At 71.1% G+C, this 20,639-nt stretch carries 20 protein-coding genes; 9 read left to right on the top strand and 11 right to left on the bottom strand.

All coding sequences use genetic code 11. From position 1 onward, the window contains the following. Nucleotides 1-58: 58 nt before the first annotated feature. Together E7Z54_RS01815 and E7Z54_RS01810 are read left to right on the top strand one after the other, a co-directional pair. On the top strand, nt 59-1,063 hold the full coding sequence (locus E7Z54_RS01815) for a sigma-70 family RNA polymerase sigma factor (RefSeq protein ID WP_136431194.1): 1,005 nt from the start codon (nt 59-61) through the stop codon (nt 1,061-1,063). Further along, the gene (locus E7Z54_RS01810) at nt 1,060-1,635 is read left to right on the top strand and encodes a TIGR03086 family metal-binding protein (RefSeq protein WP_136431192.1); all 576 of its coding nucleotides are present in this window, start codon (nt 1,060-1,062) and stop codon (nt 1,633-1,635) included. Before E7Z54_RS01815 ends, E7Z54_RS01810 begins: the two co-directional genes overlap by 4 nt. A 66-nt stretch (nt 1,636-1,701) precedes the next feature. On the opposite strand, the gene E7Z54_RS01805 is transcribed toward E7Z54_RS01810, so the two are convergent. Together E7Z54_RS01805 and E7Z54_RS01800 are read right to left on the bottom strand one after the other, a co-directional pair. Then, nucleotides 1,702-2,133 carry a MerR family transcriptional regulator gene (locus tag E7Z54_RS01805; protein WP_136431190.1) on the bottom strand — a complete coding sequence of 144 codons (432 nt, stop codon included), beginning with the start codon at nt 2,131-2,133 and terminating at the stop codon, nt 1,702-1,704. Then, a complete protein-coding gene (locus E7Z54_RS01800; RefSeq protein ID WP_136431188.1) occupies nt 2,130-2,453 on the bottom strand; it encodes a hypothetical protein in 324 nt (107 codons plus the stop codon). The genes E7Z54_RS01805 and E7Z54_RS01800 overlap by 4 nt, the downstream gene beginning before the upstream one ends. Nucleotides 2,454-2,594: 141 nt before the next feature. On the opposite strand from E7Z54_RS01800, the gene E7Z54_RS01795 reads away from it, so the two are divergent. From E7Z54_RS01795 to E7Z54_RS01785, 3 genes are read left to right on the top strand one after another with little or no spacing between them, the layout of a single operon-like run. Then, the gene (locus E7Z54_RS01795) at nt 2,595-3,170 is read left to right on the top strand and encodes a hypothetical protein (protein WP_136431186.1); all 576 of its coding nucleotides are present in this window, start codon (nt 2,595-2,597) and stop codon (nt 3,168-3,170) included. Next, nucleotides 3,170-4,474: a HupE/UreJ family protein gene (locus tag E7Z54_RS01790; RefSeq protein WP_136431184.1), complete on the top strand. Its 1,305-nt coding sequence runs from the start codon at nt 3,170-3,172 to the stop codon at nt 4,472-4,474. The genes E7Z54_RS01795 and E7Z54_RS01790 overlap by 1 nt, the downstream gene beginning before the upstream one ends. After that, nucleotides 4,471-5,100 carry a glyoxalase gene (locus E7Z54_RS01785; RefSeq protein ID WP_240769467.1) on the top strand — a complete coding sequence of 210 codons (630 nt, stop codon included), beginning with the start codon at nt 4,471-4,473 and terminating at the stop codon, nt 5,098-5,100. Before E7Z54_RS01790 ends, E7Z54_RS01785 begins: the two co-directional genes overlap by 4 nt. On the opposite strand, the gene E7Z54_RS01780 is transcribed toward E7Z54_RS01785, so the two are convergent. Genes E7Z54_RS01780 through E7Z54_RS01765 form a run of 4 tightly spaced genes read right to left on the bottom strand, consistent with a single transcriptional unit; the run spans nt 5,075 to nt 7,838 of the window. Further along, entirely contained in the window at nt 5,075-5,461 is a 387-nt protein-coding gene (locus tag E7Z54_RS01780; RefSeq protein WP_136431182.1) for a hypothetical protein, read from the bottom strand. The two genes, E7Z54_RS01785 and E7Z54_RS01780, sit on opposite strands and share 26 nt — an antisense overlap. Continuing rightward, nucleotides 5,461-5,850 carry a VOC family protein gene (locus E7Z54_RS01775; protein ID WP_136431180.1) on the bottom strand — a complete coding sequence of 130 codons (390 nt, stop codon included), beginning with the start codon at nt 5,848-5,850 and terminating at the stop codon, nt 5,461-5,463. Before E7Z54_RS01775 ends, E7Z54_RS01780 begins: the two co-directional genes overlap by 1 nt. A 21-nt stretch (nt 5,851-5,871) precedes the next feature. Then, a complete protein-coding gene (locus E7Z54_RS01770) occupies nt 5,872-6,660 on the bottom strand; it encodes a helix-turn-helix transcriptional regulator (protein WP_136431178.1) in 789 nt (262 codons plus the stop codon). Continuing rightward, nucleotides 6,657-7,838: a YibE/F family protein gene (locus E7Z54_RS01765; protein WP_206055953.1), complete on the bottom strand. Its 1,182-nt coding sequence runs from the start codon at nt 7,836-7,838 to the stop codon at nt 6,657-6,659. The genes E7Z54_RS01770 and E7Z54_RS01765 overlap by 4 nt, the downstream gene beginning before the upstream one ends. A 162-nt stretch (nt 7,839-8,000) precedes the next feature. Between E7Z54_RS01765 and E7Z54_RS01760 the strand changes: the two genes are divergently transcribed. The 4 genes from E7Z54_RS01760 to E7Z54_RS01745 all read left to right on the top strand — a co-directional run bounded on the left by E7Z54_RS01760 (nt 8,001) and on the right by E7Z54_RS01745 (nt 12,854). Beyond that, complete coding sequence (locus tag E7Z54_RS01760) at nt 8,001-8,852, top strand: MEDS domain-containing protein (RefSeq protein ID WP_136431176.1); 852 nt, start codon at nt 8,001-8,003, stop codon at nt 8,850-8,852. Beyond that, nucleotides 8,849-9,802 (top strand): sensor histidine kinase, encoded by a 954-nt coding sequence (locus tag E7Z54_RS01755; RefSeq protein ID WP_136431174.1) that lies wholly within the window; start codon nt 8,849-8,851, stop codon nt 9,800-9,802. Before E7Z54_RS01760 ends, E7Z54_RS01755 begins: the two co-directional genes overlap by 4 nt. Before the next feature lie 252 nt (nt 9,803-10,054). Then, nucleotides 10,055-11,848, top strand: coding sequence for a BCCT family transporter (locus E7Z54_RS01750; protein WP_136431172.1), 1,794 nt, complete (start codon nt 10,055-10,057; stop codon nt 11,846-11,848). A 190-nt stretch (nt 11,849-12,038) separates the two neighbouring features. Then, nucleotides 12,039-12,854 (top strand): IclR family transcriptional regulator, encoded by an 816-nt coding sequence (locus tag E7Z54_RS01745; RefSeq protein ID WP_136431170.1) that lies wholly within the window; start codon nt 12,039-12,041, stop codon nt 12,852-12,854. A gap of 197 nt (nt 12,855-13,051) precedes the next feature. On the opposite strand, the gene E7Z54_RS01740 is transcribed toward E7Z54_RS01745, so the two are convergent. From E7Z54_RS01740 to E7Z54_RS01720, 5 genes are all read right to left on the bottom strand, one after another. Further along, the gene (locus E7Z54_RS01740) at nt 13,052-13,222 is read right to left on the bottom strand and encodes a DUF1059 domain-containing protein (protein WP_136431168.1); all 171 of its coding nucleotides are present in this window, start codon (nt 13,220-13,222) and stop codon (nt 13,052-13,054) included. A gap of 247 nt (nt 13,223-13,469) precedes the next feature. Beyond that, nucleotides 13,470-14,291: a formate dehydrogenase accessory sulfurtransferase FdhD gene (fdhD, locus tag E7Z54_RS01735; protein ID WP_136431166.1), complete on the bottom strand. Its 822-nt coding sequence runs from the start codon at nt 14,289-14,291 to the stop codon at nt 13,470-13,472. Nucleotides 14,292-14,295: 4 nt separating this feature from the next. After that, entirely contained in the window at nt 14,296-16,632 is a 2,337-nt protein-coding gene (locus E7Z54_RS01730; RefSeq protein WP_136431164.1) for an FdhF/YdeP family oxidoreductase, read from the bottom strand. Further along, nucleotides 16,632-20,048 carry a pyruvate carboxylase gene (locus tag E7Z54_RS01725; RefSeq protein ID WP_136431162.1) on the bottom strand — a complete coding sequence of 1,139 codons (3,417 nt, stop codon included), beginning with the start codon at nt 20,046-20,048 and terminating at the stop codon, nt 16,632-16,634. The genes E7Z54_RS01730 and E7Z54_RS01725 overlap by 1 nt, the downstream gene beginning before the upstream one ends. 108 nt (nt 20,049-20,156) lie before the next feature. Next, nucleotides 20,157-20,639: glutamate ligase domain-containing protein (locus tag E7Z54_RS01720; protein WP_276606190.1), on the bottom strand; the 483-nt coding region annotated here is incomplete at its 5' end.

The raw sequence follows: 20,639 nt of genomic DNA, 5'->3' as shown, positions 1-20,639 counted from the left end.
GCTCCGGCGCCGGTATGTACTGATGGACGCCGCGGCAGCGGTGCGGAAGGAGCACGCCATGGGTCACCCCGTTACGCCGTCGACCGACGTCACCGCACCACGGGATGCCGGATTCACTCTCGCGGCCGTCCGCCACCGGGGCGAGCTGATCGCGCACTGCTACCGGATGCTCGGATCGCCCCACGACGCCGAGGACGTCGTCCAGGAGACCTATTTGCGGGCCTGGCGCTCGTTCGGCTCCTACGACGCGTCCCGGGCGTCGTTGCGGACCTGGCTCTACCGGATCGCCACCAACGCATGCCTCACGGCGCTCGATCAGCGCCAGCGCCGTGCGCTGCCCTCGGGGCTCGGAGCACCCTCCGACGACCCGCAGGCCGATCTCCGAGCCGCGCTGCCCGACGCAGCCTGGGTGCAACCGGTCCCCGACAGCATGGTCACCTCCGATCCGGCGGCGGTCGTCGCCGACCGGGCCAGCCTGCGGCTGGCGCTCGTCGTCGCCTACCAGCACCTGCCCGCTCGCCAGCGTGCCGCGCTGCTGCTCTGCGACGTGCTCCGGATCCCAGCGGCCGAGGCTGCTGAGATCCTCGACACGTCCCCGGCCGCGATCAACAGCTCACTCCAGCGCGCTCGCGCCCACCTGCGGACTGTGGCCCCCGACGCGGAGTGCGTCGCGGAGCCGAACGACGCGGCGGCACGGGCGATCCTGGACCGGTACGCCCGGGCGTTCGAGCACGCGGATCTCGCCGACCTCGGCGCGGTGCTGCGTGAGGACGTGGTCTGGGAGATGCCGCCGGTTCCGGACTGGTTCCTCGGTCGCGACCGCGTGCTGGCGCTGGTGGCCGGGAGGTGCCCGGCGTTCGCGGGACGGCCCGGCGGCTCGCGGATGGTCCGGATCCGAGCCAACGCCCAGGCGGCATTCGCCATGTACACCCCTGAGGGCGATTACTGGACCGCCCACTCCATCCACGTGCTCGACCTCGCGGGGGACGGCGTGGCAAGGGTCGTCGACTTCCAGGATCCTGGCCTCTTCGCCACGTTCGGGCTGTCTGCCACGACGTCATGACGACAGCCTCTGTGCACGACGGCGCGGCCCCGGGGGGAGCGCTCGTCGCGCAAGCGGTTGGCTACGCGCTCAACGCCCTCCCGATCGGGGCGGACGCCGACCTGCGGCGGTCCACGCCGTGCCGCGAATGGGACCTCGGCACTCTGCTCTGCCACGTGGCCGACTCGACGTCGGCCGTCGCAGAGGGACTCGCCAGCGGGCACGTGCGGCTCTTCCGGCCGCGGCGCCTCATCACCGGAGGCGACACTGTTGCCGGCATCCGGACCGGTCTCGCCGAGCTGCTCCGCCTGCTCCCCGCGCCGCCGACCGTCACCATCGGATGCTGCAGCCTCGACGGATCTGAGCTCCTGCTCGTGGCCGCCATCGAGGTCGCCGTGCACGCCTGGGACATCTCCGTGGCATGCGGCTCGCCTCGTCAGATCTCCGCCCCGCTCGCGGTTCCTCTGCTCGAGCTGTGCCCTGCGCTCGTGGACTCATCGGGCCGCGCCGCCCGGTTCGACCCGCCCCTGCCCGTCCCACCCACCACTCCCGCCGGCGACCGACTGGTGGCGTTCCTGGGCCGCCGTCCCTAGCGACCGGGATGGTCAACCGTCTCGGCGACCGAAGACCAGCTCGCACAACGTGGTGGCGAACCCCGGTCAGCGGCGTGGGCCGGCGGCGCTGCGGGTCGAGATCTCCGAGAACGGCACGGGACAGCAGTCCCGGGTGACGCACACGTGCAGGTCGTCGCATCCTGCTTCGAGCGCAGCGACGAGGTTGCCACGGATCGCCTGCAGGTCCGCGATGCGCGCCTCGACCTCAGCCAGCTTCTCGCGGGCACGCCCCTGCATGCCCGACCCGACACCGCGCCGGCGCCCCACTGCGACGAGGTCGGCGATCTCCTCGAGCGTGAACCCGAGCCGCTGCGCGGCCTTGATGACCCGCACGGTCTGCACGGCTCGGTCGTCGTACAGCCGGTGCCCGCCCGGGCTGCGGTCGGGGGCCCGGAGCAGCCCGCGGCGCTCGTAGTAGCGGAGCGTCTCCTTGTTGACGCCCGCCGCCTGGGCGACCTCCATGATCCGCAGGCTCATGTCGACAGCTCCGCGGCACGGTCGGCCAGGGCGTCCAGAATCTCCTGCCGCGCCGGCGGCACGGCGATGTCCAGCGTCAGGTCGTCGTCGGTGCCGTCGATCGTGAAGGCGAAGAACGAGCAGCAGGACGTCTCCCGGTCGGTCAGGTCGCGGACCCGGTCGACGAGGCCGGCGTCGCCGGCCAGGTGCATCCGCACGCCGGTGCCTCCGCGCTGCACATCGCGAACGGCACGCGAGAAGAGGGCGTCGAACTCGGCCAGGCGCAGTGGCCGGTCGGCGGTGGGCATCGTGCAGGCCTCGGTGGTCAGGAGGTGCTCCATGCCGTCAGCGTAAACCTGTACCTAGGTACCGGATACAAGGCGAAGTCGCTCACAGAGGGCTCACAGAGAAGGCACAGCCCGCTCCCCGACCGCTCGCGCATCCTCGTCTCCAGTACCCGCCAACATGAAGCGAGAGAACAGATGAAGCTCCGCAAGACCCTGGCTGCCCTCAGCCTCGCCGTCCTGATCCCGACCGTCGCCGCCTGCGGCGCGAGCGAGACGACCTCGTCGACCACCGACTCCTCCTCGGCCTCCACCTCACAGAGCACCGCCGCACAAAGCAATGGCGCGATGCCCGCCGGCGGCGGACCGGGCCAGTCGGTCGACCCGGCGTCGGTCACCACCGAGGAGGAGCTGATCGACCTGATCCAGGAGGCCTACGGTGACGGCTCCCTCGACCTGCACCGCGGGCACCAGCCCGTCCAGGACGTGCTCGACGAGGTGCTGGCGATCAGCCACGAGGAACTCCATGTCCGTATGGAGGAGCAGGGCCAGAACCTCGCCGCCGTAGCCGAGGACCTCGGCCTCGACCCGACCACGCTCATCGACGCGCTGGTCGAGTCCTGGAGTCCCGCGATCGACGCGCTGCTCGAGGCCGGCACGATCTCCGAGGAGCAGGCCGAGGCCTACCGCGCCGCGCTCGAGGAGGCGTTCACGTTCCGCGTGACGTGGGATGGGCAGGAGGCCACGCCGTCCTTCACCGGGCTCACCGCCTGATGCGGCTCGCGAGGCGCGCGGCCGGTCTGGCCGGCGCCGTCGCGGCGGCCGCGCTGAGCGTGGCCCTCGTCCCGTCGGCAGCGCACGCGCACAGTCTCGACAGCAGCACGATCTCGCTGCACGTCAGTGACACCGAGGCAGACGCGACGGTGACCATCGCGATGGCCACGCTCGACCAGGCGCTCGGCACGGACTACTCGAGCGAGGTGGACGTGTCGTCGTACTCCGACGAGGTGGTCGCGTACCTCGGCGACCACCTCGAGCTGACCGGTGCGGACGGGACGGTCTGGACCGAGACCTTCACCAGCCTGACCAGGGAGTCCGTCGAGGGCATCGACTCCGTCAGCGTCGACGTCGTCTTCGACACCGGCGGTGCGTCGACGTCAGGCCTGGAGATCGAGTACGACGCCGTCATCGAGGCCATCCCCGATCACGACGCAGTCGTGGTCCTCACCGACGCGGCCGGGCAGATCAGCACGCCTGGAGTGCTCACGAGCAGTGACCCGACCCTGACGGTTGCCGGCGACACGGGTTCGGGCGCGACGCCGGTCGGTCTGCTCGACATGGTCGAGTACGGCTTCCAGCACGTGCTCGAGGGAGCCGACCACCTGATGTTCCTCACCGCACTGTTACTGACCGCCCCGGTCGTCGTGGTGGCCGGGCGGTGGCGACGCCGGACGGATGTGGCACCGACGCTCCGGGACCTCGCGACGGTCGTCACCGCCTTCACCGTAGGCCACTCCGCCACCCTGATCGCGGCCAGCCTCGGCTGGGTGCAGGCGCCCACCACCGTGGTCGAGGTGCTCGTCGCCGTCTCGGTGGGCGTCGCCGCCGTGCACGCCGTGCGACCGCTGGTCCCGCGCGGCGAAGCGCTCATCGCGGCCGGCTTCGGGCTGGTGCACGGCCTCGCGTTCGCCGGCATCCTGACCGATCTCGGCCTCGAAGGGTCCCGGTCGGTGCCTCCCCTGCTGGCCTTCAACCTCGGGGTGGAGCTGGCGCAGCTCACCGCGACGGCGGCCCTCTTCCCGTCCCTCTATGCGCTGGCGCGGACCCGGTTCTACCCGGGCGTCCGCCTCGTCGGCGGCTGCCTCGCCCTGGTGGCAGCAACCGGCTGGGCGCTCGAGCGGGTCGGGCTCCTCGGCAACCCGTTCCGGGGCGTGGAGGCCGCCCTGGTCGCGCATCCGTGGTACGTCGTCCTCGGGCTCGCGGTCGTCGCCCTGACCGGGTGGGCGCTCGATGCTCGGCAACCGGTCAGGAATCGAGAAGCGCAGCCCGGGCCGGCGGACCTAGCGTCATCGACATGACCACCACCGCCGTGACCCCCATCGAGTCCGTCACCCTCGAGGTGACCGACCCCACCGCTGCCGACAACTTCTACAAGACCGCCTTCGGCCTCGACGACCGGCTGCAGGTCCGCGCCTCGGACGCGCCGACCGACGGCTTCCGTGGATTCACCTTGTCGCTGATCGTCGCGCAGCCCGCCGACGTGACCGCGCTCATCGACGCGGCCCTCGAGGCCGGGGCGACGACGCTGAAACCACCGGCGAAGTCGATGTGGGGCGTCGGAGGCGTCGTGCAGGCGCCGGACGGGACGATCTGGAAGGTGGCGACGTCGAAGAAGAAGACCACCGGCCCGGCCAGCCGGGAGGTCCAGGACATCGTGCTTCTGCTGGGCGCCTCCGACGTGCGCGCGACCCGAAGGCTCTACGAAGACCGCGGGCTCAGGGTCGGCAAGGGCTTCGCCGGCTCCTACGTCGAGTTCGTGACCCCGCCCGGTGCCATCAAGCTGGGGCTCTACAAGCACCGCGCCCTGGCGAAGGACGCCGGCGTCTCCGCGGACGGCAGCGGGTCGCACCGCCTCGTGGTCACCAGCCACGCCGGGCCGTTCACCGACCCGGACGGGTTCACCTGGGAGTCCCCGGAAGGTTGAGCCCCTCCCGAGCGAAGTCGACCGCCTCCTCCAGCAGCCGCTGCCAGAGGGCGCGATCGACGGTCGGGATCGACACCCACTCGCGAAAGACCCGGCCGGCCGGGGCGAACGGCTCTCCGGTCCCGGACTCGACGAGGCCGCTGACCCGCGCCCGCGGGAGCTTCACGACCAGACAGGCGGCCTTGTCGTCGTACGACGCCAGGAACCGCCCGGCCAGGCGGACGCAGGGATAGCCCATCATCGTGGCCCGTCCGATGGCGGGGTCGTAGAGCAGGTCGTCGGTGAGCTGGTCGTACAGGTCGCGGGCGTCGTCCCCGCCGGATTCCTCCGACGGGGCCGCACCCGTCGCGTCAGGTGGCATCAGGCCGCCGGTGGACTGAACACGCCGAACTGGTTGCCCGCCGGGTCCCGCAGGTAGGCGAACTTCGGCGCACCCGGTCCGGGATCCAGGTGCTGGGCCACCACCGAGCCGCCGAGCTGCTCGGCGTCGACGCAGACGGCCTCCACGTCCGCGACGAGGATGTAGAAGACGGCATGGTCGGGCACCTGGCCGCCGGTGCTGAAGATGCCGCCCATCGGGGTGTCCGCCCCGGATGCCTTGATGTTGCGGTAGTCCATGCCGCCGGACGCGGCAGGCGCGTCGGCCTCGAAGGTCCAGTCGAAGAGGTTGCCGTAGAACTTCTCGGCGCTGTCGGGGTCGCTGGTCGCGACCTCGAACCAGGCGAGGGTGCCCGGAGCAGGGTCCGTCATGGCTTCTCCTTGTGCTTGTCGTCAACCCGCCGGCCGGCGGGATGCACCTACCGTCGCCGGTGCTCGCGACAGCCCTATGTCGGTGTTCCCCGTGAGTTTCTCGAAGCCGAGCGCGGCCGCGGGCAGCTTCGTCTCGTAACCGTCGACCACCGGCTCGCTGGCGGCACGGTGCGGTCGCCCCACGGAGGGGATCCGCTCTGCTCGGGTGATGCGGTCCATCCGGAACACCCGGTCCTCCCCCCTCAGGTGGCACCACGCCGTCAGGTAGGACCCGTTGGGTCCCATCACGATCTGGTGCGGCTCGACCTCCCGCTCCGTCTCGACGCTGCCGACGTCGACGTAGTGGATGCGCAGCACGAGGTTGTCGCGCACGGCCTGCCAGACCGTCTCGGCGACCTCGGCGTCGGGATCCGCGACGGGCTGGACGATCAGCCGCACCTTCCCCGCCGTCCGCCGGGCTTCCTCGAGCGCCCGCTCGGGCATCGCCGCCACGATCTTCTGAAGGGCGCTGCGCGCATCCCGCCGGAACAGCACGTGCTCACTGCCGCTGAGCGCCACCGCCACGGCCGCCGCCTCGCGCGGCGTGAAGTTGAGGGGCGGCAGGCTCATCGACCGGTCGAGGGTGTAGCCGCCCGTGCGTCCCTGCTTGGTCGCAAGCGGCACGCCGGCCTGACCGAGGGCGCTCAAATCGCGCTCGATCGTCCTCACGCTGACCTCGAAGTGCCGGGCGAGCTGGGGCGCCGTACGCCCCCTGGCGCCCGCCGCGCGCAACTCCTCGACCAGGGCGTACAAGCGGTCGATCCGGTTCATGCCCCGAGCGTAGGACCGGCCGGGGACACTCCGGTGCGGCGAGCGCTGAGCGCGGCGAGAGCGGTGGTGACGGGCACGGCGGCGATCAGCCCCAGCGTCGCCACCACACTGCGCACGACCTCCTGGGCGATGACCTGGTCGGTCACCACGCCGCCCAGGGAGTCGTTGTTGGCGACGATCAGGATCAGGAGCGGCAGCGACGATCCGGCATAAGCGAGGACGATGGTGTTGACGACGGAGGCGATGTGCGAGCGTCCCACCCGGCTGCCGGCTCGGTAGAGCCGCCGGAATCCGTACGAGGGATTGGCGCGGGCGAGCTCGGTGACCGTCGCGGCCTGGGTCACGGTGACGTCGTCGAGGACGCCCAGGGCTCCGATGACGATGCCGGCCAGGAGCAGGCCCTCCATGTTGACGCTGTGGACCGCGCCCACGGCCGTGGAGATGTCGTCGGTGACCCCGGTGAGGTGCAGTCCGGCGACCGCCGCGGCCGAGAGCAGCCCGGTCAGCACGAGGCTGACGAGCGTGCCGAGGACCGCGACCGTGGTCGACAGCGCGAACCCGTGGGTCAGGTAGAGGACGGTCAGCACCACCGCCGCGGACCCCACGATCGCCACGAGCAGCGGGGGCTCGCCGGCGAGGATCGCCGGCACCACGAAGAACACGAGCAGCGCGAAGGTGACAGCGAGGCCGGCCAACGCGGTCAGGCCGCGCCATCGTCCGAACGCAAGCAGGGCCAGGGCGAAGGCGGCCGCGACGACCCAGAGCCCGGTCGCACGCTGGTGGTCGACGATGGAGAACGCCTCACCGTCGGGACCGGTCGTCTCGATCAGCACCACGTCGTCCCCCTCGGCGATCCGCGGTGCACCCGCCCCGTTCGGGAGCAGGGTCTTCAGGCGCGTCCCCTCCTCGGCACCTCCGGTGACCCGAACCTCAGCGGTGCCGCACCCGTTCACGTCGTCGGCGAGCTCCTCAGGGCAGGTCTCCCTGTCGATCGCGACCACCTGGCCCTCGAGCTCCCCTGCGCCGCCGGCCTGCTCCGACTGCGCGATGCTGCCGGTCGGCCAGAGCCAGATCATCGCCAGCACGGTCAGTGCGGCGATCGGCGCGATCACCAACAGGGCGATGCGCCGCATCCGCGCCGTCTCGGGCGCCGCGTGCCGCGCGTGGTGTCCGCCCATGGACCGTGATTCCTCACCATTCGGGTAGGTGCAGTGGGCGCAGGGTGCCGCCGACGGCGATGCTAGCCGCACGTCTGGCCGCACCCTCCCCACATCGGTCCGGCGGTGCGGGCGCGCCGGAGTCGACCAGTTCCCCGTCCGCCGGAGAGTACTGTCGGTTGCATGTCGTTACAGGCGGGCGTCGTCGAGGACGTTCGCGATCCTGGTCGCTACGACCACCTGTGCTGGGCGTTCGAGGATGCCCAGGAGTTTCGAGCGCGCGCAGGCTGCTTCCTGGCGGAGGGCCTGCAGCTGGGCGAGCAGGTCTGGTACGTGGGCTCGGGTGACGTGACTGCCCTCGAGGACGAGCTGCGGGAGCTGCCCGGCATGGAGCAGGCGCTCCACAGCGGCGCGGCCAAGGCGGACTCCATCGAGGCGGCCTACCCCACCGGGACCGTCGTCGACCCCGCTGCTCAGGTGGCGGCGTACGCCCGCGCGACCGCGCAGGCCGTCGCGGCGGGATTCACCGGGTTGCGCGTGGCGGCAGATGCGACCGCGCTGGTGCGAACCCCGGAGCAGCTGGACGCCTTCGCCCGCTACGAGCACCTGATCGACCGCTACATCCTCACCGCACCGTTCTCCGCGATGTGCGCCTACCAACGCAGCCTGGTGGGTGATGGGTCGATCGCGGCCCTCGCCTGCATGCATCCGGGAGCGAGCGCAGACGCGACGCCCTTCTGGTTGCACGCCACGACGCAGAACGGATGTGCGGCGGCGATCGGCGGAGAGCTGGACCTCGCCACCCGGGACCTGCTCCGGCTGGCACTGCATCGCGCCGACCTACAGCCGCACAACGGGGAGCTGGTCCTCGACGCCAGCCGGGTCGAGTTCATGGACCACCGAAGCCTGCTGCAGCTGGTGGAGCACGCCCGTAGCGAGGGCCACATGCTCGTGCTGCGGACGGCGCACCCCGGACCGGGACTGCTGATCAGGGCCCTCGGGTTGGACCGGGCGCGCGTGGAGATCCCGGCATGAGTGCTGCGACTGATCCCTTCGTGCATCCGGCGCTGTTCTACCGCACCGACGAGGAGTACCTCGCCGGACTGGTGCCCTTCGTCCTCGACGGGCTGAGGATTGGCGAGCCGGTGGCGGCGGCGCTGCCCACGGAGCGGCTCGGTCTTCTGGAGTCGGCGCTCGGCACTGAGGCAGCGGAGGTCACGCTCATCGACATGACCGAGGCCGGCCGCAATCCCGGCCGGATCATCCCCGGCGTGCTCCGCGCCTTCGCCGATCGCCATCGCCGCACTCACGTGCGCATCATCGGGGAGCCGATCTGGGCCGGCCGGAGCGACAGCGAGTATCCGGCATGCGTGCAGCACGAGGCGCTCATCAACACGGCGTTCCGCAGCCGCATGGTGACGATCGTCTGTCCCTACGACGTGCGCCGGCTCGAGTCCCACGTGGTGGCGGACGCCTTGGCGACCCATCCGCTGATCTGGGAGGCCGGACACGAGCAGGTCAGCCTGCGGTACGCACCCGACGCCGTCGTCGCTCGGTACAACCTGCCGCTGGACGGCACCGGGGGGGCCGCCAGCTGGACGGTCCGGAGCGCGGCCGACCTCTCCGGGGCGCGCCGGTTCGCGGCGGCCGAGGCCGATCAGGCGGGTCTGAGCCGGGATCGCATCAGCGATCTCGAGCTGGTCGTCAGCGAGCTGGCCACCAACAGTCTCCAGCACGCCGCCGGCGCCTGTTCGCTCAGCATCTGGGCCGAGGCCGACCACGTGATCTGCGAGTCCCGCGACCTGGGGCAGATCGAGGATCCCCTCGCCGGGCGGCGGCCGCCGCTCGACGGACAGCCCCATGGTCGCGGCCTGCTTCTCGTCAACCATCTCGCCGACCTCGTCCGGGTGCATACCACGCCCGACGGGACCACGGTCCGCGCCTATTTCCGGCTGGCGGGCAGCGACCGCCCGGGTCCCCGCTAGGCCGGACCGGCCCACCGAACCAGCGCTCCGGGCCGGCGCTCCGCCACCGTTACCGCGAGTCGCCCATCGGGTCATGGCACCGGCTCGTGCCCGCGCGCGAGCGCGTCCTGCCCGTCCGAAGCGGTCTCGAGAGTGAGCATGGCCACACGACCCATCCCGTTGTTGCTTCCTGAGCACACTGTTGCGTAACTCACAACATCCGGTTTATGGTCCCAGTTACGCCCGGGCAGACGTACCGAAGGGACACATGGCATGACGACGACACCCGAGACCCCCCGCCGACAACGGCTCAGCGGTCGGAAGCCCGCCCGTGACGGCCAGCCGGCGGCATCGACGGTCCAGGACGCGGTCGGGGGGACGTTGAGGTCCCCGGCCGCGGACCCCATCCCCCACCCAGCGCTCGACGTGGAGCCCGCGGCGAACGGGACGCACCGGGGCGGCCTCGACATGGTCGTCTTCGGGATCAGCGCGGTCGTCGCCCTGGCGTTCCTCGCCTGGGGCATGGTCAGCACCGCATCCCTGAGCACCGCATCCGGAGACGCACTGGGCTGGGTGATGGGCAACGCCGGCTGGCTGTTCGTGCTCACGTCGAGCGCCTTCGTCGTCTTCGTCATCTGGCTCGCTGCGAGCCGATACGGCACCATCCCGCTCGGTCGCGACGACGAGGAGCCGGAGTTCCGGACCATCTCCTGGATCGCGATGATGTTCAGCGCAGGGATGGGCATCGGCCTGATGTTCTACGGCGTCGCCGAGCCGATCTCGCACATGGCCGCCCCTCCCCCGGGCACCGGCGGGCCCGGTAACCCCGAGGCGATCCAGAACGCCATGGCGACCACGCTCTTCCACTGGACCCTGCACCCGTGGGCGCTCTACGCGGTCGTCGGTCTGGCGATCGCGTACGGCGTCTACCGCAAGGGGCGCCTGCAGTTGATCTCCTCGGCGTTCGAGCCCCTGCTCGGCAAGCGCGCGCATGGCGGGCTGGGCAAGGTCATCGACATCTTCGCGATCTTCGCGACCCTCTTCGGATCCGCGACCTCGCTCGGCCTCGGCGCCCTGCAGATCCGGACCGGCCTGGAGATCGTCGGCGGCATCGGGGAGACGGGCAACGCCGTGCTCATCGGCATCATCGCCGTCCTCACGGCCGCCTTCGTCGTATCCGCCGTGTCCGGCGTCGCCAAGGGCATCCAGTGGCTCTCCAACATCAACATGGTGCTGGCGGTCACGCTCGCCCTGTTCCTGTTCGTCGTCGGGCCCACTGTCTTCATGCTCGACCTGATCCCCACCTCGATCGGCAGCTACGTCCAGACGCTTCCCGAGATGTCCGCGCGTACCGGCGCGGAAGGCGCGGACACTCAGGCCTGGCTCGAGGGCTGGACCGTCTTCTACTGGGCGTGGTGGCTGTCGTGGACGCCGTTCGTGGGCATGTTCATCGCCCGGATCTCCCGTGGCCGCACGATCCGGCAGTTCGTCACGGGCGTGCTGGTGGTACCCAGCCTGGTCAGCGTCATCTGGTTCTGCGTCATGGGCGGCGCCGCGATGGACCTGCAGCTCTCTGGCGTCGACATCGCCGGCGCCGGAGGGCTGGAGTCGCAGCTGTTCACCACGCTGGACTCCTTCCCGCTCGCGACGGTCACCTCGGTGCTGGTGATGGTGCTGGTCGCGATCTTCTTCGTGTCCGGTGCGGACGCGGCCTCGATCGTGATGGGCACACTGTCGCAGAAGGGCACCCAGGAGCCTGGCCGGCTCAACGTGATCTTCTGGGGCGTCGCGACCGGCGCGTCCGCGGCGGTGATGCTGCTCGTCGGCGGTGCCGACGCGCTCAGCGGACTGCAGACGATCACCATCGTTGCGGCACTGCCCTTCGTCGTCGTGATGGTCGGGCTCGCCGTCTCGTTGGTGAAGGACCTGCGGCGGGACCCGCTGATGGTTCGTCGCAAGTACGGCGAGGAGGCGATCTCCCAGGCAGTGATCGCCGGTGTCACCGAGCACGGCGACGACTTCGCCTTCACCGTCGAGTGCAGCAACGGGAAGGCCGACCACCGGTAGCCCAGGGCATGAAAAGAAGGGCTCCGGTCGTGGGTCATGGCCCACGACCGGAGCCTGCCCTCGGCTGCCCGGCCAGGATCAGGTTGCGGACCGTCGGAGGCGTCAGGGTGGGCCCGCGCCGACGCCTCGAGCCGCCTTCCTCCGACCCGCATACACGCGATTCGCCTTGCCCGTCGCGTAGGGTTGCGCCATGAGCAACGGAGGCCACGTCACGGGCAAAGGCAAGGGCACCCGCGAGAGCAGCGAATCCTCGGGCGGCGTGCAGTCGGTCGACCGCGCCGTCAGCGTCCTTGAGATCCTCGCGCGGGAGGGCAGTGCGGGCGTCAGCGAGGTTGCGGCCGAGATCGGCGTGCACAAGTCGACGGCCTTCCGCCTCCTCGCCGCCCTCGAGGAGCGGGACCTGGTCGAGCAGAACACCGAACGCGGCAAGTACCAGCTCGGGTTCGGCGTCCTTCGACTCGCCAGCGCCATCCCGGCGCGCCTCGACATCGTCCGCCAGGCACAGCCGGTCCTCGACGACCTGGCCCAGCACTTCGACGAGACCGTCAACCTCGCCGTGCTCCGCGAGCACTACGCGGTGCACGTCCAGCAGGCGCTCGGCTCGGCGGCCGTCGCCAGCCAGAACTGGGTCGGCCAGCTCACCCCGCTGCACGCGACCTCGAGCGGGAAGATCCTGCTCGCCTACATGAGCGACGCCCAGCTCACCGAGGTCCTCGACACGGCCGGCCTGCAGGCCTACACCGAGCACACCCTCACCGCGCGCCAAACGTTGGTCGAGCAGCTGGCGCAGGTGCGCGCGGAGGGCTTCGCGACCGCCTTCGAGGAGCTGGAGACAGGACTGAACGCCGCCGCCGTGCCGGTGCGCGACCACACCGGGGCCGTTGTCGGCGCGGTGAGCGCGTCCGGACCGGCGTACCGCTTCGACAAGGCTCGCATCGAGTCCGTCGCCGCGGAGCTCAAGGCCGCCGGCGACCGCATCAGTCAGCGCATGGGCTGGCTCGGCTAGTCCCTTACCGGTTCTCCCGGCCGGGATCAGCTTGCGGACCCGCGTCCGGTTCCGGCCGTTCACCTGCCTGCATTAGGCGGAAAGGGGTCCACCAGCGACGGACCTGGACCGTCGGCACCGCGAGTGCCGCAGAGGCCGCAGGCCACCGGTCAGTTGCCGGGGGCGCTACGGCAGGCGGCCGGTTCCTCAGTCAGCCGTCACTCGTCGTACGCGCCGCTGGTGACCATCTCCCTGATCTGCTCGTCGGTGATATCCCGGTGGTACTCATCGCGGTGATGCTGGATCTTGGTGACCAGATCCTGGTCGTTGTCCGCGGTGAAGTGGATGTCGTCATGTGCGTCGGGGTCGCGGCAGTCGAGTGCTCTCATGATTCCGTCCTCCGCTGAGGTCGTGTGCCTTCTCCCAGGTTCTCACCAGGGACGCCCCGCGGGAAGGGAAGGGCGGGACGTTCTGGAAACAGGGCATGAGACGTCCATCGCTCGGACCTGCGTCGGCTCCACCGGCCCCCTACCGGCACGCACGTGGGTGCCTGTGGGTCTGACAGGTTGTGGCATGAGTCGGAATGGCTCAATCACCACACGCTATCCGCCAACCCCCACGACGTTGCGGGAACCCTCAGCGGAGGCGGTCTGCGCCGGCGTAGACGTTCATCGAGCTGCCGCGGAGGAACCCGACGAGGGTGAGGCCCGCGTCGGCCGCGAGGTCGGCGGCGAGCGAGGACGGCGCTGAGACCGCTGCCAGCGCCGGGATGCCGGCCATGACGGCCTTCTGGACGAGCTCGAACGACGCGCGGCCACTCACCATGAGCACGGTGCCGCGGGCGGGGAGCTGGCCGTTGACCGCGGCGCCGCCGATCACCTTGTCGACGGCGTTGTGCCGGCCGACGTCCTCGCGTACGGCGAGCAGGTCGCCGGCGGCGGTGAAGAGCCCCGCGGCGTGCAGGCCACCGGTGCGGTCGAAGACCCGCTGCGCCTCACGGAGCCGGTCCGGCAGCGACAGCAGCACGTCCGTGCCCAGTCGCATCGGATCCTCGGCGACCGACCAGGCCGAGCGGGTGCGCACCGCGTCGAGGGACGCCTTGCCGCACAGCCCGCACGAGGACGTGGTGTAGAAATTGCGCTCGAGCGATGTCTCCGGCACGGGCACCCCGTGGGCGAGGGCGACGTCGACGACGTTGTAGGTGTTGGAGCCGTCAGCGGTGGCCCCGGCGCAGTAGCGCACCGCGGCGACGTCCTCGCGGGCGTGGACGACGCCCTCGCTGACCAGGAATCCGACCGCGAGGTCGAAGTCGTTGCCCGGGGTCCGCATGGTGACGGTCACCGGCCGACCGTTGACCCGGATCTCCATCGGTTCCTCGCCGGCTAGGGCGTCAGGAGCGTGGTCGACCGCGCCGTCACGCAGCCGCATCACGCGCCGGCGTACGGTCACCCGGCCCATGGCGTCAGCCCTCCCCGGCAGCGGACGAGGTCGCCCGCTCGAACCGCACGATCACGCCCTTGGACGTCGGGGTGTTGCTGATCTCGGCGACACTGTCGAGCGGGACCAGGACGTTCGTCTCCGGGTAGTACGCCGCGGCCGACCCGCGTGCGGCCGGGTAGGCGACCAGCGTGAAGCCGGGAGCCCGGCGCTCGATGCCGTCGGTCCAGACCGAGACGATGTCGACGACGTCGCCGTCCGCGAACCCGAGCTCGGTGATGTCGGCCGGGTTCACCATGACGATCCGGCGCGCGTGGTGGATGCCGCGGTATCGGTCGTCCATGGCGTACGGGATGGTGTTCCACTGGTCGTGCGAGCGGAGCGACTGCAGCACCAGGTGGCCCGGCGGGGTCTCCAGCCATGCGAGGTGGTTGCCGGTGAAGACCGCCTTGCCGGTCGGGGTGTTGTAGACGCCCGAGTTGACCGGGTTGGGCAGCGTGAAGCCGGCCGGGGCCTTGATGCGCTCGTTGAACTCCTCGAACCCCGGCACCACTCGGCTGATCCGGTCGCGGATCAGGTCGTAGTCGGCCTCGAAGTCGGCCCACGGGATGTCCGGAGCGTCCGCCCGGTCGGCGAGCGTCCTGGCGGCGAGGCGGCTGATGATCGCGACCTCCGACAGCAGGTGCGGCGAGGCCGGCGGGAGCTTGCCGCGCGTGGCGTGCACGCAGCTCATCGAGTCCTCCACCGTCACGAACTGCTCACCCGTCGCCTGGATGTCGCGGTCGCTGCGCCCGAGCGTGGGCAGGATCAGCGCGGTCTCGCCGACCACGGTGTGGGAGCGGTTGAGCTTGGTCGAGACCTGCACGGTCAGGCTGCACGAGCGCAGCGCGGCCTCGGTGACGTCACTGTCCGACATGGCACGGACGAAGTTGCCCGCGACCCCGATGAAGACCTTGGCCCTGCCGTCGCGCATCGCCCGTACGCCGTCGACCGAGTCGAAACCGTGGTCGCGCGGCGGCTCGAAACCGAACTCCTTGCCCAATGCGTCGAGCCAGGGGTCGGGCATCCTCTCCCAGATGCCCATGGTCCGGTCGCCCTGCACGTTGGAGTGGCCCCGGACCGGGCACACGCCGGCGCCCGGCTTGCCGATGTTGCCGCGGAGCATCAGGAAGTTGACGACCTCGCGGATGGTCGGGACACCGTGCCGGTGCTGGGTCAGGCCCATCGCCCAGCAGACGATGACCGACCTCGCCGCCAGCACCTGCTCCGTGAGCGCCTCGATCTCCTCACGCGCCAGGCCGGTTGCCGCGAGGGCCTGCTCCCAGGTGATGTCACGCGCCTGGACGACGAAGTCGTCGAACCCCGTGGTGTGCCGGGCGATGTAGTCGCGGTCCAGGACCCCGGGCCCGCCGGCCGCGAGCGAGGCGTCGTCGGCCTCGAGCAACAGCTTGTTGACCATCTTGAACAGCGCCAGGTCGCCACCGGGCCGGATCAGCAGGAACCGGTCCGCGATCTCGGTGCCCCGCCCGACCACGCCGCGCGCCTTCTGCGGGTTCTTGAACCGCATCAGGCCGGCCTCGGGCAGTGTGTTGACGGCGACCACCTTGCCGCCGCGACCCTTGGTCTCCTCGAGCGCCGACAGCATCCGCGGATGGTTGGTGCCCGGGTTCTGCCCGACGACGAGCACCAGGTCGGCGTCGTAGATGTCCTCGAGCTGCACGCTGCCCTTGCCGATCCCGAGCGTTTCCCCGAGCGCCGAGCCCGAGGACTCGTGGCACATGTTGGAGCAGTCCGGGAGGTTGTTGGTCCCGTACGCCCGCGCGAAGGTCTGCAGCAGGAACGCCGCCTCGTTGTTGAGCCGGCCCGAGACGTAGAACATCGACTCGTCCGGGCTGGCGAGGCCGTTGAGCTCGTTCGCCATCAGGGTGAAGGCGTCGTCCCAGCTGATCGGCTCGTAGTGGGTGGCGCCGGGTCGCTTCACCATCGGCTCGGTCAGTCGGCCCTGCTGGTTCAGCCACCAGTCCGACCTGGTGTCGAGCTCGGCGACCGGGTGCCTCGCGAAGAACTCCCGCGTGACCCGGTGCGAGGTCGCCTCGTCGTTGATGTGCTTGGCGCCGTTCTCGCAGTACTCGTTCCGGTGCCGGTGCCCCGGCTCGGGCCAGGCGCAGCCGGGGCAGTCGATGCCGGCGGCCTGATTGACGTTGAGCAGGGTCAGCGCCGTACGACGGGCCGACGTCTGCGACAGCGAGTACTCGATCGCCTTGCGCACCGCGGGGATGCCCGCGGCCCACTCCTTGGGCGGGGTCACGTCCAGCGCGTCGACCGGGTCGACGAGAGCCTCCTGACGGTCCTTGCGTCGCATCACCGTCGGCCGTCCTCCCGCGCTCGAGCCTGCTCTGTCGCGTGGACCACCAGCAACAGGTCTCCGCCGTCGACCGGGGAGACTCCCGGGATCGCCACCCGCGCGACCGTGCCGTCGGTGGGCGAGGCGATCACGGCTTCCATCTTCATCGCCTCGATGGTGGCCACCGGGTCGCCGGCCTTGACCGCATCTCCCAGCGCGACCGTCACGGTCACCGTGCCCTGGAAGGGCGCGCCCACGTGCCCGGGATGGTTGCGGTCTGCCTTCTCCGCGACGGCGGCGACCGAGGCGACCGACAGGTCGCGGACGACGACGGGCCGGAGCTGGCCGTCGACGGTGCACATGACGGTGCGGTAGCCCCGCTCGTCGGGGTCGCCCATCGCCTGCAGCCCCATCAGGACACGCTGGCCCGGGCCGAGCGGCACCTTGTGCTCGGCACCCTGGCGCAGCCCGTAGAAGAAGTCGCCGGTCGACAGGACCGACAGGTCCCCCCAGGCCCGGCGGCTGTCCTCGAACTCGCGCATCGGGCCGGGGAAGAGCAGGCGGCTGAGGGTGGCGCGGCGGTCGGTGGCGAGCGCGGCGGCATCGGCGGCGGCGAGCATCGGGCTGGCCGGCTTGTGGGTGCGGCCCTCCAGCGCCTTGCTCCGGAAGGGCTCCGGCCAGCCACCGGCCGGAGCGCCGAGCTCGCCACGGAGGAAGCCGACCACGGAGTCGGGCAGGTCGAACTTCTGCGGGTTGGCCTCGAACTCGGCCGGGTCGGCACCGACCGCCACGAGGTGGAGGGCGAGGTCGCCCACGACCTTCGACGACGGGGTGACCTTCACCGGGTTGCCGAGGATCCGGTTCGCCGCGGCGTACATGTCCTCGATCTGCTCGAACTTCTCACCCAGACCGAGCGCGACCGCCTGCTGGCGGAGGTTGGAGAGCTGCCCGCCGGGGATCTCGTGGGTGTAGACCCGCCCCGTCGGCGCCGGCAGTCCGGACTCGAACGGCGCGTAGAGCCGGCGCGTCGCCTCCCAGTAGGGCTCGAGCGCGCAGACCGTGTCGAGATCGAGATCGGTGCCCCGCGGCGCTCCGTCGGTCGAGGCGACGAGGGCCGACATGGCCGGCTGCGACGTTGTGCCGGAGAGAGCGGCTGCCGCGGCGTCGACGGCGTCGGCACCTGCGTCGATGGCGGCCAGCAGGGTGGCGAGCTGTCCACCGGCGGTGTCGTGGGTGTGGACGTGGACAGGCAGGTCGAACTCGGCACGCAGCGCGCCGACCAGCGTGCGCGCGGCGGGGGCCCGGAGCAGGCCGGCCATGTCCTTGACCGCGAGCGCGTGGGCGCCGGCCTCGACGATCTTCTCCGCCAGCTTCAGGTAGTAGTCGAGGGTGTAGACCTGCTCGCGCGGGTCGCTCAGATTGCCGGTGTAGCAGAGCGCCACCTGGGCGAGCGTCGTCCCGGTCGCCCGGACCGCCTCGATCGCCGGGCGCATCTGCTCGACGTCGTTGAGAGCGTCGAAGATCCGGAAGACGTCGATGCCGGTGGCGGCTGCCTCCTGCACGAAGGCGTCCGTCACCTCCGTCGGGTACGGCGTGTAGCCCACCGTGTTGCGGCCGCGCAGGAGCATCTGCAGGCAGACGTTCGGGGCCGCCTCACGGAGGGCGGCGAGGCGCTCCCACGGGTCCTCGGCGAGGAAGCGGAGCGCCACGTCGTACGTCGCGCCGCCCCAGCACTCCACGCTCCACAGCTGCGGGAGCAGCCGGGCGGTGTGGGCAGCGCCGGTGACCAGGTCCCGGGTGCGCATGCGCGTCGCGAGCAGCGACTGGTGGGCGTCACGGAACGTCGTGTCGGTGACCGCGACCGACCGCTGGTTGCGCAGCGCGGCGGCGAAGCCCTCCGGGCCGAGCTCGAGGAGCTGCTGCCGGCTTCCGGCCGCGGGCGGGACAGACAGGTCGATCTCCGGCAGCTTCGTGGCCGGGTCCAGGGTGGTCGGCGCCGGGCCATGGGGCTGGTTGACCGTGACGTCGGCGAGGTAGCCGATCAGCTTCGTCGCCCGGTCACCGCTCGAACGGGCGTGGAGCAGCTCGGGGTGGTCGGCGATGAAGGAGGTCGTGACCTGGCCGGAGAGGAACTCCGGCTCCTCGAGCAGCGCCTGGACGAACGGGATGTTGGTCTGGACGCCGAGGATGTGGAACTCCCCCAGGGCCCGACGGGCGCGCCCCACCGCCTCGCCGAAGTCGCGGCCACGGCAGGTCAGCTTGGCCAGCATCGAGTCGAAGTGCGGCGAGACCTCGGCACCGGTGTAGACCGTGCCGGCGTCCAGGCGCACACCGGCGCCGCCCGGCGAGCGGTAGGTCGTGATCCTTCCGGTGTCAGGGCGGAAGTCGTTGGTCGGGTCCTCGGTGGTGATCCGGCACTGCAGCGCTGCACCGCGCACCTGCACCGTCTCCTGCGAGAGCCCGAGGTCGGCCAACGTGGCTCCTGCGGCGATCCTCAGCTGCGCCTGCACGAGGTCCACGCCGGTGACCTCCTCGGTCACGGTGTGCTCGACCTGGATGCGGGGGTTCATCTCGATGAAGACGTAGTCGCCCGACGGATCCAGCAGGAACTCCACCGTGCCGGCGTTGACGTAGCCGATCTCCTGCGCGAACCGCACCGCGTCGGCGCACATCCGCTCGCGGATCTCCGGGTCGAGGTTGGGCGCGGGGGCGATCTCCACGACCTTCTGGTGGCGGCGCTGCACCGAGCAGTCCCGCTCGAAGAGGTGGATGACGTTGCCGGAGCCGTCGGCGAGGATCTGCACCTCGATGTGGCGGGGGTCGACCACCGCCTGCTCGATGAAGACCGTGGGGTCGCCGAAGGCGCCCTCGGCCTCACGCATGCAGGTCTCGATCGCCTCCCGCAGCTTCGCCCGGTCGTCCACGCGGCGCATACCCCGGCCGCCACCGCCCGCGACCGCCTTCACGAAGAGGGGCGCAGGGATCTCCTCCGCCGCGGCCACGATCGCGTCGACGTCGGTCGACGGGGGCACGGACTGCAGGGTGGGTACGCCGGCCGCCTTCGCCGCTGCGATCGCCCGCGCCTTGTTGCCGGTCAGCGTGAGGACGTCAGCGGAGGGGCCGACGAAGGTGACGCCCGCAGCCGCACAGGCCTCGGCCAGCGCCGGGTTCTCCGACAGGAACCCGTAACCGGGGTAGACCGCGTCTGCGCCGCAGCGGACCGCGACCTCAACAATCGCGGCAGGGTCGAGGTAGGCACGCACGGGGTGACCCGGCTCGCCGATCTCGTAGGCCTCGTCCGAGCGCAGCCGGTGCTCGGACCACCGGTCCTCGTAGGGGTAGACCGCGACCATGCGTGCGCCCGCCTCGCGGCCCGCACGGAACGCACGGATGGCGATCTCACCACGGTTGGCGACCAGGATCTTGGAGAGCATCTCACTCCTTCGAGGGGCGGTCCGGCGGGCCGATGCTGCCGGACCGCGGCGAGAGGGGGTGGGGCTGGGCGCCTGCGCGAGACGCCCAGCCCCGGACCGATAGGTGAGTCACCCGGGCAAGGGTTGAACCATCGGTCGTTCGGGGGTGGGAGGTGCTGCGAGAAGGCGCTCGGCGTCGGCGACCGTGACCACAGACCCGGTCACGAGGACCAGCCCCTCCCGGGCAGCTCCGGGCGGAGCTGCCCGGGTCTGCGCCACCGCGAGGGCGGCCTCGACGTCGCTGGCGATGTGCACCTGCGACGGCGGGAGGATCGTGGCCGCGATGCGGGCGAGCTCGGATGCGGCCAGGCTGCGCGGACTCGAGTTGGCGGTGCACACGATCTCGGCAACGGCCGGTGCCAGCTCGCGCAGCAGTCCCTCGACGTCCTTGTCCGCCATGGTGGCCACCACGGCGTGACGCGAGCGGTCGGGCGCGACCTCCGCAAGTGCCTCGACCAGCGACCGCGCACCGTGGGGGTTGTGGGCGGCGTCGAGCACGATGGCGGGACGCCCCGGTCGTACGTCGAGCCGGCCCGGCGAGGCCACGCCGCC

This window comes from Nocardioides sp., from assembly GCF_004803405.1.
GTDB lineage: Bacteria > Actinomycetota > Actinomycetes > Propionibacteriales > Nocardioidaceae > Nocardioides > Nocardioides vastitatis.
Note: the sequence above shows the minus strand (reverse complement) of the source record. Positions and strands in the feature narration are given on the sequence as shown.

Coding starts and splice junctions, on each gene's coding strand:
- E7Z54_RS01815 (WP_136431194.1), top strand. CDS start 59: ATGGGTCACCCCGTTACGCCGTCGACCGACGTCACCGCACCACGGGAT.
- E7Z54_RS01810 (WP_136431192.1), top strand. CDS start 1,060: ATGACGACAGCCTCTGTGCACGACGGCGCGGCCCCGGGGGGAGCGCTC.
- E7Z54_RS01805 (WP_136431190.1), bottom strand. CDS start 2,133: ATGAGCCTGCGGATCATGGAGGTCGCCCAGGCGGCGGGCGTCAACAAG.
- E7Z54_RS01800 (WP_136431188.1), bottom strand. CDS start 2,453: ATGGAGCACCTCCTGACCACCGAGGCCTGCACGATGCCCACCGCCGAC.
- E7Z54_RS01795 (WP_136431186.1), top strand. CDS start 2,595: ATGAAGCTCCGCAAGACCCTGGCTGCCCTCAGCCTCGCCGTCCTGATC.
- E7Z54_RS01790 (WP_136431184.1), top strand. CDS start 3,170: ATGCGGCTCGCGAGGCGCGCGGCCGGTCTGGCCGGCGCCGTCGCGGCG.
- E7Z54_RS01785 (WP_240769467.1), top strand. CDS start 4,471: ATGACCACCACCGCCGTGACCCCCATCGAGTCCGTCACCCTCGAGGTG.
- E7Z54_RS01780 (WP_136431182.1), bottom strand. CDS start 5,461: ATGCCACCTGACGCGACGGGTGCGGCCCCGTCGGAGGAATCCGGCGGG.
- E7Z54_RS01775 (WP_136431180.1), bottom strand. CDS start 5,850: ATGACGGACCCTGCTCCGGGCACCCTCGCCTGGTTCGAGGTCGCGACC.
- E7Z54_RS01770 (WP_136431178.1), bottom strand. CDS start 6,660: ATGAACCGGATCGACCGCTTGTACGCCCTGGTCGAGGAGTTGCGCGCG.
- E7Z54_RS01765 (WP_206055953.1), bottom strand. CDS start 7,838: ATGGGCGGACACCACGCGCGGCACGCGGCGCCCGAGACGGCGCGGATG.
- E7Z54_RS01760 (WP_136431176.1), top strand. CDS start 8,001: ATGTCGTTACAGGCGGGCGTCGTCGAGGACGTTCGCGATCCTGGTCGC.
- E7Z54_RS01755 (WP_136431174.1), top strand. CDS start 8,849: ATGAGTGCTGCGACTGATCCCTTCGTGCATCCGGCGCTGTTCTACCGC.
- E7Z54_RS01750 (WP_136431172.1), top strand. CDS start 10,055: ATGACGACGACACCCGAGACCCCCCGCCGACAACGGCTCAGCGGTCGG.
- E7Z54_RS01745 (WP_136431170.1), top strand. CDS start 12,039: ATGAGCAACGGAGGCCACGTCACGGGCAAAGGCAAGGGCACCCGCGAG.
- E7Z54_RS01740 (WP_136431168.1), bottom strand. CDS start 13,222: ATGAGAGCACTCGACTGCCGCGACCCCGACGCACATGACGACATCCAC.
- fdhD (WP_136431166.1), bottom strand. CDS start 14,291: ATGGGCCGGGTGACCGTACGCCGGCGCGTGATGCGGCTGCGTGACGGC.
- E7Z54_RS01730 (WP_136431164.1), bottom strand. CDS start 16,632: ATGCGACGCAAGGACCGTCAGGAGGCTCTCGTCGACCCGGTCGACGCG.
- E7Z54_RS01725 (WP_136431162.1), bottom strand. CDS start 20,048: ATGCTCTCCAAGATCCTGGTCGCCAACCGTGGTGAGATCGCCATCCGT.